The sequence below is a fragment of the Streptomyces sp. NBC_01788 genome (genome assembly GCF_035917575.1).
Taxonomy (GTDB): Bacteria; Actinomycetota; Actinomycetes; order Streptomycetales; family Streptomycetaceae; genus Streptomyces.
Map to the genome: position 1 here is coordinate 431945 of NZ_CP109090.1, position 11945 is coordinate 443889.

The 11945-nt window shown below is 71.2% G+C and carries 14 protein-coding genes; 9 read left to right on the forward strand and 5 right to left on the reverse strand.

Features of this window, described 5'->3' with window-relative positions:
* The first annotated feature begins 210 nt into the window (after window positions 1-210).
* A complete protein-coding gene (locus OIE49_RS02145) occupies window positions 211-1884 on the forward strand; it encodes a SulP family inorganic anion transporter (RefSeq protein WP_326806114.1) in 1674 nt (557 codons plus the stop codon).
* A gap of 63 nt (window positions 1885-1947) precedes the next feature.
* Window positions 1948-2301 carry an ArsR/SmtB family transcription factor gene (locus OIE49_RS02150; protein WP_141364999.1) on the forward strand — a complete coding sequence of 118 codons (354 nt, stop codon included), beginning with the start codon at window positions 1948-1950 and terminating at the stop codon, window positions 2299-2301.
* Window positions 2302-2358: 57 nt separating this feature from the next.
* On the opposite strand, the gene OIE49_RS02155 is transcribed toward OIE49_RS02150, so the two are convergent.
* Window positions 2359-2850, reverse strand: a complete 492-nt coding sequence (locus OIE49_RS02155) for a hypothetical protein (RefSeq protein ID WP_326800790.1) — start codon at window positions 2848-2850, stop codon at window positions 2359-2361.
* Window positions 2851-2992: 142 nt separating this feature from the next.
* Window positions 2993-3880, reverse strand: a complete 888-nt coding sequence (locus tag OIE49_RS02160; RefSeq protein ID WP_326800791.1) for an amidohydrolase family protein — start codon at window positions 3878-3880, stop codon at window positions 2993-2995.
* 265 nt (window positions 3881-4145) lie between these two features.
* On the opposite strand from OIE49_RS02160, the gene OIE49_RS02165 reads away from it, so the two are divergent.
* Complete coding sequence (locus OIE49_RS02165; protein WP_326800792.1) at window positions 4146-4814, forward strand: hypothetical protein; 669 nt, start codon at window positions 4146-4148, stop codon at window positions 4812-4814.
* 152 nt (window positions 4815-4966) lie between these two features.
* Here the strand turns inward: OIE49_RS02165 and OIE49_RS02170 are convergent, their stop codons facing one another.
* Window positions 4967-5623 (reverse strand): hypothetical protein, encoded by a 657-nt coding sequence (locus OIE49_RS02170; RefSeq protein WP_401739697.1) that lies wholly within the window; start codon window positions 5621-5623, stop codon window positions 4967-4969.
* Window positions 5624-5869: 246 nt separating this feature from the next.
* Between OIE49_RS02170 and OIE49_RS02175 the strand changes: the two genes are divergently transcribed.
* Together OIE49_RS02175 and OIE49_RS02180 are read left to right on the forward strand one after the other, a co-directional pair.
* The gene (locus OIE49_RS02175; RefSeq protein ID WP_326800794.1) at window positions 5870-6847 is read left to right on the forward strand and encodes a Gfo/Idh/MocA family protein; all 978 of its coding nucleotides are present in this window, start codon (window positions 5870-5872) and stop codon (window positions 6845-6847) included.
* Window position 6848: 1 nt separating this feature from the next.
* Entirely contained in the window at window positions 6849-7916 is a 1068-nt protein-coding gene (locus OIE49_RS02180) for a Gfo/Idh/MocA family protein (RefSeq protein ID WP_326800795.1), read from the forward strand.
* A 79-nt stretch (window positions 7917-7995) separates the two neighbouring features.
* On the opposite strand, the gene OIE49_RS02185 is transcribed toward OIE49_RS02180, so the two are convergent.
* On the reverse strand, window positions 7996-8199 hold the full coding sequence (locus OIE49_RS02185) for a hypothetical protein (protein WP_326800796.1): 204 nt from the start codon (window positions 8197-8199) through the stop codon (window positions 7996-7998).
* Between OIE49_RS02185 and OIE49_RS02190 the strand changes: the two genes are divergently transcribed.
* From OIE49_RS02190 to OIE49_RS02205, 4 genes are all read left to right on the forward strand, one after another.
* Window positions 8198-8335, forward strand: coding sequence for a hypothetical protein (locus OIE49_RS02190; protein ID WP_326800797.1), 138 nt, complete (start codon window positions 8198-8200; stop codon window positions 8333-8335). The genes OIE49_RS02185 and OIE49_RS02190 overlap by 2 nt on opposite strands.
* Window positions 8336-8676: 341 nt before the next feature.
* Window positions 8677-9372: a response regulator transcription factor gene (locus OIE49_RS02195; protein ID WP_326800798.1), complete on the forward strand. Its 696-nt coding sequence runs from the start codon at window positions 8677-8679 to the stop codon at window positions 9370-9372.
* Window positions 9365-10441: a sensor histidine kinase gene (locus OIE49_RS02200; RefSeq protein ID WP_326800799.1), complete on the forward strand. Its 1077-nt coding sequence runs from the start codon at window positions 9365-9367 to the stop codon at window positions 10439-10441. Before OIE49_RS02195 ends, OIE49_RS02200 begins: the two co-directional genes overlap by 8 nt.
* Before the next feature lie 12 nt (window positions 10442-10453).
* A complete protein-coding gene (locus OIE49_RS02205; protein WP_401739702.1) occupies window positions 10454-11611 on the forward strand; it encodes an endonuclease/exonuclease/phosphatase family protein in 1158 nt (385 codons plus the stop codon).
* A gap of 4 nt (window positions 11612-11615) precedes the next feature.
* On the opposite strand, the gene OIE49_RS02210 is transcribed toward OIE49_RS02205, so the two are convergent.
* Window positions 11616-11936, reverse strand: coding sequence for a cupin domain-containing protein (locus tag OIE49_RS02210; RefSeq protein WP_326800800.1), 321 nt, complete (start codon window positions 11934-11936; stop codon window positions 11616-11618).
* Window positions 11937-11945 lie beyond the last annotated feature (9 nt).

Genomic DNA, 11945 nt, shown 5'->3' on the forward strand with positions numbered 1-11945 from the left:
TCCACACAAACAGCACAAATAGGATTTCGGGATTGCTAAATTTCGCAATTGCTTAGATGCTGTGTTGGCTGTGCCCCCAGGTAGCCAGGGGCACAGCTTCTGTGTGGCTCGCCCCGGTGGGGCTGTGCGAGGGGAAGCTGAGGGGTCGTGTCGGTTCCGCTGTACCAACGGATCACCTCCTTGTTGCCCTCCCGCTCCGATCTGTCCCAGATGCGGCGTGATCCGCGCCGTGACCTGCTCGCCGGGCTGACGGTGGCGATCGTGGCGCTGCCGCTCGCCCTCGGCTTCGGGGTGTCTTCCGGGCTCGGCGCCGAAGCAGGTCTGGCGACCGCGGTGGTCGCCGGCGCGCTGGCCGCCGTGTTCGGCGGGTCGAATCTCCAGGTGTCGGGGCCGACCGGGGCGATGACCGTGGTCCTGGTGCCGATCGTCGGTCAATACGGTCCGACCGCCGTTCTCACGGTGGGCCTGATGGCCGGCGTGATGCTCGTCGTCCTCGCCGCGTTCAGGGCCGGGCGCTATATGCAGTACGTGCCGGCACCCGTGATCGAGGGCTTCACGCTCGGCATCGCCGGAGTGATCGGGTTGCAGCAGGTGCCGAACGCGCTGGGCGTGCCCAAACCCGAGGACGACAAGGTCCTCGTCATCACCTGGCACGCGGTCGAGGAGTTCGTGAAGGCGCCGGACTGGACCGCCGTGGGACTCGCGGTCTGCGTGGTCGTGCTCATGCTGGCCGGTGCGCGGTGGCGGCCCACCGTGCCGTTCTCCATCGTCGCCGTGATCGCCGCCACGGTCGTGGCCCAGGTCGCCGGACTGGACGCGAAGCCGATCGGCGACCTGCCCGCGGGACTGCCCGCGCCTTCCCTCTCCTTCCTCGATCCCGGCTCGCTCGGCTCACTGCTCGCCCCGGCCGTGGCGGTGGCCGCGCTGGCCGCGCTGGAGTCGCTGATGTCCGCGGCCGCCGCCGACGCGATGACGGTGGGGCAGCGCCACGACCCGGACCGGGAGCTGCTCGGCCAGGGGCTGGCCAACATCGCCGCCCCGCTGTTCGGCGGCGTCCCGGCCACCGGAGCCATCGCACGCACCGCCGTCAACGTCCGCACGGGTGCCCGCTCCCGGCTGGCCGCCCTCACCCACGCCGCCGTCCTCGCGGTGATCGTCTTCGCGGCGGCTCCCCTGGTGTCGAAGATCCCGCTGGCGGCGCTGGCCGGCGTGCTGCTGGCCACCGCGATCCGCATGGTCGAGGTCGGCTCGCTGAAGGCGATGGCCCGCGCCACCCGGTCCGACGCCGTGATCCTCGTCCTGACAGCGGCCGCGACGCTGGCCCTGGACCTGGTGTACGCGGTGATCATCGGCCTGTTGACCGCCGGTGCCCTCGCCCTGCGCGCCGTGGCGATGCAGGCCCGCTTCGACCAGGTGTCCCTCGACCGGGGTGACCACACCGACGAGGAGCACCAGCTGCTCGCCGAGCACATCGTCGCCTACCGCATCGACGGTCCGCTGTTCTTCGCCGCCGCGCACCGCTTCCTGCTGGAGCTGACCGAGGTGGCCGCCGTGAAGGTCGTCGTCCTGCGGATGTCGCGGGTGTCCACGATGGACGCCACCGGCGCCCTCGTCCTGAGGGACGCGGTGGAGAAGCTGAACCGGCGCGGCATCCTCGTCCTGGCCTCCGGGATCCGTCCCGAGCAGCGGCAGGTGCTCGACTCCGTCGGTGCTTTGGAACTGCTTCAGCACGAGGGCCGTGACTACGCCCACACACCCGAGGCGATCCACGCCGCACGCGATCACCTGTACCTGGCCGGAGTCCTGCCGGCCGAGCCGACGGCACCGACTGGACAGTGGCGCGACAGGACACGCGAGGATAGGGCGCATGTTCTTGACGAGTAGGTGGATGCGATGCCGAGTGGGCCGGCCGTTCCGGTCGTACCGTGCCGGGGAGGGGACGGCAGGGTGAGTACGCCCCTGTACCAACTGAAGGCCGAGTTCTTCAAGACGCTCGGACACCCGGCCCGTATCCGCGTCCTGGAGTTGCTGAGCGAGCGCGAGCACGCGGTCGCGGAGATGCTGCCCGAGGTGGGGATCGAACCGGCGCACCTGTCCCAGCAGTTGGCGGTGCTGCGGCGGGCGAACCTGGTGCGGACCCGCAAGGAGGGGTCGAACGTGTACTACTCGCTGGCCAACCTGGAGGTGGCGGAACTGATGCGGGTGGCCCGCTCGATCCTGTCGGGTGTGCTGGCGGGGCAGGCGGAGCTGCTCGCCGATCTGCGGGCGGACCAGCCGGAGAGGAAGCCGCCGCCGCAGTGACGGTCATCGGACGGCGCCGGTCCTGGGGAGGCGGCCTGTAGGGCGTCGCGGTCGGGGCTACGCCCCGCGGGTGGTCTCGTGCTCCGCCCCCTGCGGCCAGAGCACCTCGACGTCGACACCGTGGCTGCGGGCATAGGCCACCAGGTGCGCCGTCGCGTCCCTCCCCGAGGAGGGGGAGCCGTCCCAGATGGCCAGCACCCGCGCGCACGAGCGCAGCAGTCCCTCGTCGGCCGTCACACACGAGGTGCGGTCACCGGGGTCGTACTCCACCAGCCGCACCTGCTCGGACAGCAGCAGGAGTTCACCGGCCGCCTTCCGGTCCGGCTCGGCGACGTGCGCGGGTACCCCGTTGCAGGACGGCAGGACGGTCACGAGGGCCAGTCCCGCCATCCGGGCGGCCCGCCCGACCACCACCGGCAGCCCCTTCCCGGCGCGCACCAGCCCGGACGTTCCCGCCTGGGCGAACGCGGCCAGACGGGAACGCAGTTCCTCCTCCAGCAGAGCCAGTGTCGGCGCCGTGAGATCGGCGTGGCCTACAACAGCGATCACTTGTGGCTTTCCCTTCTCCCCATGTGCTTGATCATCGTCACGTCCGGCCGGCTCGCGCAGGGGTCCCGCGGCCCCGAAATCAGGCTGTTCGGCCCTGGCGGACGCCACCGCACGGGTACGGGGGCGCACTCTCGCCTGCGGGTCACAGCCCGAACAGTTCTGCCGCGTTGTCGTGGCACACGGCCCGCAGCCACTGCGGTCCGAGCTTCAGCCGCTCCAGGGCGTGGAGCTGATGGACGTAGGGATAGGGGATGTTGGGGAAGTCGGAGCCGAGCAGGACGCGGTCGCCGAGCGCTTCGAGCCGGGGCAGGGCCCGGCGCGGGAACGGCATGAATCCCTCGGTGAAGTCGGTGAACGCCATCGTCGTGTCCAGCCGCACCTGCCCGTAACGCTCGGCAAGGTCCAGGAACTCCTCGTACTCGGGCATCCCCATGTGCGCGACGATCAGGCGCAGTTCCGGGTGCCGTGCCAGCACCCGCGCGACCGGCTCAGGGCCGGTGTGCTTGCCCGGTGCGGGCCCCGAACCGCAGTGGATCACCACGGGGAGTCGTGCCTCGGCCAGCAACCCCCAGGCCCGATCGAGGAGTTCGTCGGCCGGGTCGTACGCTCCCACCTGTACATGAGCCTTGAACACGCGCGCGCCCGCTTCGACTGCCTCGCGGACGTACGTCTCGACGCCCGGCTCGGGGTAGAGGGTGGCGGTGTGCAGGCAGTCGGGGGTACGGCGGGCGAAGTCGGCGGCCCATCCGTTCAGCCACGGGGCCATGCCGGGCTTGTGCGGGTAGAGCATCGCGGTGAAGGCCCGGACGCCGAACTCCCGGAGGACGGCCGTGCGCTCCGTCTCCTCCTCGCGGTAGGTGATCGGCCACGCGAGCCCGCCGGTCAGTGGTCCCTGCGCGTCGAAGTAGTCCCAGACCTTGTGCAGGACACGCTCGGGCATGAAGTGCGTGTGGACGTCGATCAGACCGGGTAGACCGAGCCGGCGCCAGAAACGGCGTACCTCGCCGGATGCCGTGCGGTGATCGTTCATGGTCTCCACGATCGGCCCTGGCGAGAGCGGGGGCCACCCCTTCCGCACGCGGCGCGGTGCGGGATCCGTCACACGGGGCTCGGCGTTGCTGTAGTGGCGTCGCACAGTGCGGGTTGGGCGCATACTGACCGAAGTAGTTGCCCAGAGACAGGTATACCCACCCGTATCATCACTGGGCCAGACACCCGCAGCCGGAGCATCTGCCGCCTGACTCGCTGCCACGGGGGGACGCAGGCTTCGACCGGCCCGGAGCAAGGAGAGAAGAGTGCCCCACAACACGGCTACCGCCACTGAGTTGACGTCGCAGTACATCAACCAGGTGACCGGCGACCTGGAGCAGAACGTCAAGGAGCAGGACCGCATCACGGCGGAGATCGCCGCGCTGCAGGAACAGTTGGCCGCTCTTCAGCACGACCACACCGTGCTGGTGAACATGCGGCAGGCACTGGGAGTCGCGGGAACGACCCCTGAGCCCGCGACCACCGGCAGCGCCACCGTGCCCTCGCCGCGGAAGAAGGCCACCGCCGAGCCCCGTGGTAAGACCACCGCCGAGCCCCGCGGGAAGGCGAAGAAGGCTGCTGCGGAACAGCCCACGGCCAAGGCCAAGGGGCGCTCCACCAAAACTCCCGCGGCCGGGAAGGACGTTGCCACGAAGAAGGCGCAGCCTACGCTGGCCGACCTCGTCCGCCGTCATCTGACCGAGCAGAGTGAACCGCGCTCCGCCGCGGAGGTCGCCACGACGCTCGGCGAGGCGCACCCCGACCGCGGCATCAAGACCAACGTCGTGCGCACCACCCTCGAAAACCTTGTCGCCAGGAGCCAGGCTCAGCGCAGCAAGCAGGGCACGTCCGTCTTCTACACCGCTCCCCACGCGCCGGAGCCCGAGGCGGCCCCGGCTTCCAAGGCCGAGGCCCAGCCCGAAGCCGCCGGCTAGACCGGGCTCGCCGTACGTTGAACCGCCGCTGCCCGACCCGGTGTCGGCAGCCCCAGGGAAGCGGGCTGGGCAGCCTCGCGGTTCAGGCGGCCTGCGGCCAGGCGCCGAGCAGGGCGGCGATGTCAATCGGGCCGGTGCCCTTGTCGAGCCGCTCAGTAGCGCTGGGCCCTGGCCAGCCGGGCGGTCAGTTTGGGCTCTGCTGGTTTCCGGCTGAACACGATGGGCTGCTGACGCTTGCCGGGTTCCAGGTTCTCGGCCCCGGTGTAGCGGGTCTCGACCACATGCCCCCGCGCGTCCACGAAGTCGACCTGCACGGCGTAGGACGCCTTGCGGTCCGTCTTGTTGGTGATGGTGACCAGGGAAGCCGGCACACCCCCGGACTGTGCCCTGGGCACACCGGTCAGGCCCACCTCCGACAATGCGTTGCCGCGCCCCGGGACACCCTTGAGCTCCTTCTCGGCGACCGCGGCCCGCCGGGCGGTCTCGGCCGACACCGACGCCTCGAACTCCGAGGCACGCACGGACGCGGACGAGGCCGCCGCCGACGCGGAGGCGCGGGCGGAGGAGATGGCCGCCGAAGCTGAGGACGCCAGCGCCGACGGCAGCGGCTGGGGCGAGAACGACGCCGTGTGGGGAGGAGTCGGCCTCGGGCTGACGTTGGAACCACTGCCGCCGCTGTGGCCGCATCCGGTCAGCACACCGACCGCGAGAGCGAACGTCACAGTGACTGAGGCCGGGACGGGGTACCGCCCGTGCGGGCGGGCACGGCGGAGGGACGGCGACAGGTCTTCCGTCGGCTGAGGGCGCATGACCTCATCGTCGGCACTGCGTGTCGGGCACGCGACGCGGACCGGTCCTGACGGGTGACCCACGGCCGGCGCACGGCGTCCCTCCCGAAAACCCCGACCCTAGACATAAGATGTCTGACGTCTGAACTCGAAACTCGAAGAGTCGAGTGTGAGGAGCCGCGCGTGCGCCCTGCCCCCGTTCCCGGAGAGGCCCCGCCCGGACAGAGGGAACCGCGAGACCCCGGACGGCGGCCGGGTGGCCACCGCGTGGCCGTCCTGGGCGCCGGTGCCATCGCCCGTGACCACGTCGCCGCGCTCGCGCAGGTCCCGGGAATGCGGCTGGCCCACGTCGTCGACCGTCACCCCGAGCGGGCCGCCGCGCTGGCCGCCCTCGCCGAGGGAGCCACGTGGTCCACCGACCCGGCGAGCGCGTGGTCGGACGGCATCGACGTCACCGCCGTGTGCACCTCACCCGAATCGCATGCGGAGTTCTCCGTGGCGGCGCTGGAAGCCGGCCGCGCGGTCCTCCTGGAGAAGCCCGCCGCGCTGAACGTGGCCGACACCGACCGGATCCTCGCCGCCGCGAGGACCGCGGGCCGGCCCCTGCTCGTCGCCCAGACGGCCCGCTTCCAGCCCGTCCACCTCGAAGTCGCCCGGGCGGTCGCCGAGGGCGCGATCGGCACTCCGCGCCTGGCCCACCTCACCTGGTACACCGGGCACGTCTGGCCCGGAGGCTGGCGAGGCTGGCAGCTGAACCCGTCCCGTTCCGGAGGCCATGTCGCCCACAACGGCGTGCACGCCCTCGACCTGCTGACCTGGGTCATGGACGACGAACCGGTCCGCGTCTTCGCGCGCCCCTGCCGCACCTGGGCGCCCGGGATGCCGACCCCCGACAGCTTCCAGATCCTCGTACGCTTCGCCGGCGGCGCCCTCGCCACCGTGGAACTGTGTTACGCCCTCGCGGAACGCGGCACGTTCGTCCGCCGGCTCGTGCTGTCCGGCACGACCGGCACCCTGCACCACAGCAGCGAGGACGAGCCGAGAGCGCACTCCGCGTCGCCGGTCGCCCCCGCCTCGATCGACGGCGCCATGACGGAGCAGACCAGGCATCTGCGCGACGTGCTCGACGGCGTGGCCGCCCCGCTGACCGCTCCCCACCAGATACGTGCCGCTCTGGCCGCCGCCTTGGCGGCACAGCTCAGCGCGGACGAGGGCCGCCCCGTCGACGTCAAGGAGGTCTGCTGACATGAGGATCCTCATCGCGTCCGGGGTCCGGCACGCCCGTGACTACGTGCCGCTGCTGCGGTCCCTGCCCGGTATCGAAGTGATCGGCTGCGCCGACACCGCCGACAGCCCCTTCGCCGAGGACAGTGCCGCCCTCGCCCGGACGACGGGCATTGCGCTGCTCGACCTGGAGCAGGGTCTCGCCTCCTGCGACATCGCCCTCGTGTGCAGCGAACCCACGCGCCACGTCGAACTGGCACTGAGAGCGCTCGAAGCCGGCCGCCACGTCATCGTCGACAAGCCCGCCGCCACCGACACCCTCGGCGCACAGCGCCTGTGGGACGCCGCCGACCGCTCCCGCGGGCTGCTCACCGCCGTCCACCGTCTGTACTCTCCGCAACTCGTCCGCGCCCGGCGCATCGTGGACTCCGGCGCGATCGGCCTGCCCCTGGCCGTCGACGCGGAGTGGCTCGCGGCCGGCGGACTCGACGGAACCACGGTCGAGCGTCCCGAGCTCGTCTGCGACCCCGCCCTGTCCGGCGGCGGCGAACTCATGAACTTCGGCTGGTATCCGGCTCTGGCGATCCGGCACCTGACCGGACTGGACGTGGAGGAGGTCGTCGCCTTCAGCAGCGCCGCGCCCCACGCGCCCCTCTTCGACGGTCCGCACGGCACCCACGGTGTCGAGGACGCGGCTGTGCTCTCGCTCCGCCTGCGCAACGGAGTGGTGGCGACCGCCACCGTGGCACGCACACCCGCCGGCGTCGGCCCGGCGCCGGTCTCGTCGACCCTGCGGGTGCTCGGCTCGCACGGCCACGTGCTCGCCGACGAGGACGCTCCCTCCGTCTCCGTGCGCGGGACGGACGGCGGCAGCGTGTCCCGCCAGATCGGCGGGCCCGCCGGGGTGACGGCGCTGCGCCGGCTCTTCACCGAGTTCTGCGACGACATCCGCTACGGACGAACTCCCCTGGTCACGGCGGCCGACATCCACGCGGCGGTCGCGGTCGTCGAGGCCGCGCTGTCCTCCGCACGCAAGAACGGCGCCACCGTCGCGCCCGCCGTCCGCACAGCGGCCACAACGGGGACATGACACTCGCGCGGGCAGCACGCACACCCGGCGAGTTCATGACTGCCGGGGGCGTGCGGCTCCGCTCGGTGTGGTCCGTTTCTCAGGCGGCGACGGCGGTGTCCCAGTGGATCCGGTGGTCGTACTGCCATGCCAGCTTCTCGGGGGTGCCGAGGCGGGCGAAGAGCGGCAGGAGAGCGTCACGGAACACCCGGCCCACAGGCCCGGCGGCCTTCCCGCTTTTGGTGCGGGCGGCCTCGGCGATGACCCGCTCGACCCGGCAGGCGGCACTGCCGCGGATCGCCATGCTGGAGGACGAGTACCGCAGCACCGTACTGGCCGCGGAGCTCGACTGGCTCGACACGATCACGTCCGACCTCCGCTCCGGCGCACTCACCTGGGACTACGAGACCCTGGCCGCCCTCGCCCGAGAGACGTCCTGACCCTGAGCTCCACACCCGCGCCGCCGCTCGTGACGCCGTGCGGTCCACGAGTCCGCCGCCCCCGTGTGAGCGGGGGCACACCGTCGCGGGACTTCCGATCCGGCTGGTGGAGGCGTACGTTCCGTTTACCTCGCGAAGGCGCCTCCGGGGCGCCGGCCCGCCGGTCCTGGGCGGCGGGCCACGCGGGGGCCAACCGCGGCTGCGCGGAGCTGGATTGCAGCGGGGTCGTCCCGCACGGCCGCACTCCTACTGGCCGGGGCAGGGATCGTCACGGTGTGTCTGCCGGCACGTACGCGGTTTTCGATACGCCGACGATATGTGCCGCCTCGTAGCCTCGCAGCATGCGTGTACTGATCGTCGAGGACGAAACCTATATGGCGGAGGCCATCCGCGACGGCCTGCGTCTGGAAGCGATCGCGGCGGACATCGCAGGCGACGGCGACACGGCGCTGGAACTGCTGAGCGTCAACGCCTACGACATCGCCGTCCTCGACCGGGACATCCCCGGACCCAGCGGTGACGAGATCGCCAAAGGCATCGTCGCCTCCGGCAGCGGCATGCCGATCCTCATGCTCACCGCCGCCGACCGTCTCGACGACAAGGCCACCGGGTTCGAACTCGGCGCCGACGACTACCTCACGAAGCCGTTCGACCTCCGGGAACTCGTACTCAGGCTCAGAGCACTCGACCGCAGACGTGCACACAACAGGCCGCCCGTGCGGGAGATCGCGGGTCTGCGGCTGGATCCGTTCCGCCGGGAGGTCCACCGCCACGGCCGCCATGTCGCGCTGACCAGGAAGCAGTTCGCGGTGCTCGAAGTCCTCGTCGCGGCCGAGGGCGGTGTCGTCAGCGCCGAGGAACTCCTGGAACGCGCGTGGGACGAGAACGCGGACCCGTTCACCAACGCGGTGCGCATCACCGTATCGGCGCTGCGCAAGCGTCTTGGCGAACCCTGGGTCATCGCCACCGTGCCGGGCGCCGGCTACCGCATCGACACGCGACCGCAGGCCGGAGCCGAGGGAGGAGACCGTGGATAGAGCACCCGGATTGAGCGTTCGCCTCAAACTCACGCTCAGCTACGCCGGATTCCTCATGCTGGCCGGCGCCCTGCTGCTCGTGGCCGTGTGGGTGTCCCTGCTGCGTTTCATGCCCGACATGGGAGCCAGCCCCGCCGGGCCGCTGAAGCGCTCCGACTTCCTGCGCATCTTCGCGCCGATCGCGGGCGCGGGGCTGGTCTTCCTGCTGGTGTTCGGTCTCCTGGGAGGATGGATTCTCGCCGGCCGCATGCTCGCCCCGCTGACCCGCATCACGGACGCCACACGCATGGCCGCGAACGGGTCACTCTCCCACCGGATCCGGCTGGAAGGCCGCAGGGACGAGTTCCGCGAGCTCGGCGACGCCTTCGACGCCATGCTCGTACGGCTCGAAGCACACGTCGCCGAGCAGCGGAGATTCGCGGCCAACGCCTCGCACGAACTGCGCACCCCGCTCGCGATCTCGCAGGCACTGCTCGACGTGGCCCGCAACGATCCGCCGCACGACCCCGGCGAACTCGTCGGCCGCCTCCACGCCGTCAACGCCCGGGCGATCGACCTCACCGAGGCGCTGCTCGTGCTCAGCCGCGCCGACCAGAGGGCCTTCACCCGGGAGCCCGTCGACCTGTCCTTGCTCATGGAGGAGGCCGCCGAGACACTTCTCCCGCTCGCCGAGAAGCGCGGTATCACCCTCGACACGTCCGGTGACATCACCCCGGCGTTCGGGTCGCAGGCGCTGCTGCTCCAGATGACGACGAACCTTGTGCACAACGCCATCGTGCACAACCTGCCCGAACAAGGCGCCGTGTGGGTCACGACCGGCGTCCACCCCGAGACCGTGGTGCTCACCGTCGAGAACAGCGGCGAGAAGCTGTCCTCCGAGTTGGTCTCGACACTCACCGAACCGTTTCAGCGCGGCACCGCACGCATACGCGACGACCACGCCGGTGTCGGCCTCGGCCTGGCGATCGTCAAAAGGATCACCCAAGTACACGACGGATCCCTCACCATCACCCCGCGCTCCGCGGGCGGACTCCGTATCACCGTTCAGCTTCCGATATTTCACGATTAGGGCATTTGGTCAGTGAGCGAACCCATACAAGAATTCGCGGATGCGCGGCAGCACTTCCAAGCCGAGGAACGCGCCGAGACCCTGAACAAGGCGGACACCGCGGACACGGCGGAGACCGGACCGGGCGGCGCCGACCGCCGGAACACCGGCCCCGGTACCCGGCGCACGGGGATCCGCCGGGCGCTCCGCGTCAACGCGTGGCCGGGGCCGTGGAAGCGCGGCCGGCTGCTCGCGGCGTCGGCGCTGCTGCTGGGCCTGCTCATGCTGCTGCACGCCAGGATCCCGAACCGGATCGGGAACCTCGGCAGCCTGGTGGAGACCTTCCTGCCGTGGTTCGGCCTGTTCATCCCGGTGCTGCTGGCCGGGGCGCTGTGGCGCCGCTCCGCCTCCGCGGCGGCCGCGCTGCTGCTGCCGGTGGCGGTGTGGCTGAACCTCTTCGGCGGGCTGCTCACCGACAAGTCCCACCCGGGCGGCGACCTCACCGTGGCCAGCCACAACGTCGACGCCGACAACCCCGACCCGGCGGGTACCACGCGCGACCTGGCCGCCTCCGGTGCGGACGTGCTGGCACTGGAGGAGCTGACCGAGCAGGCTCGGGGCGCGTACGAGAAGGGGCTGGCGAAGGCGTACCCGTACCACACGGTGCAGGGCACGGTCGGGCTGTGGAGCAAGTTGCCACTGTCGGACACCCGGCCGGTCGACATCAAGACGGACTACGGGCCGCTGGGGGACACCAAGCCGGCCGACGTCAAGATGACCTACAACCGGGCGCTGCGCACCACGGTGGCCACGGACCAGGGTCCCCTGACGGTCTATGTGGCCCACCTGGGATCCGTACGGGTCATGCCCAGGGGTGGCTTCTGGACGGTCTCACGCGACAGGGGCGCGCAGGCGCTCGGCGAGGCCATCGCCGCCGATCCGAGTGAGCGGGTGGTGCTGCTCGGCGACCTGAACGGCACCATGGACGACCGTGCGTTCGCCGGCATCACCTCGCGGCTGCGGTCGGTCCAGGACGCGGCCGGGGGCGGTTTCGGCTTCACCTGGCCGGCGAAGTTCCCGGTGGCGCGGATCGACGAGATCCTGGTCAGGGGCGTGAAGCCGGAGAGCTCTTGGGTGCTGCCGGCCACCGGCAGCGACCACCTGCCGGTGGCGGCCGGAATCAGCTGGTGAGAGGTCACTCGGCCCACGGCAGTGGGATCCTGTCCGCACTGCCCGGCAACATCGCCTTACCGCCGACGGCCATGGCGACCAGCGCCTCCGCGGGACCGCCCACGGCCTCGAGCTGACGCACCACGCCGGCCGGGACGACGACCGCCTGACCGGCCCCGGCCCGCTCGGTCCTGCCGTCGGCCTCCACCAGGAACTCGCCCGACAACGGCATCCACACCTGCTCACGGTCGATGACGTGAACGGGTGTGGCCGAGTCGGCGCCCAGCTCCACCCGCCAGGTGCTGACCTCACTGCTGCCCCGGCTCGGACCCGCCAGGCCGAACACCGATCCCGC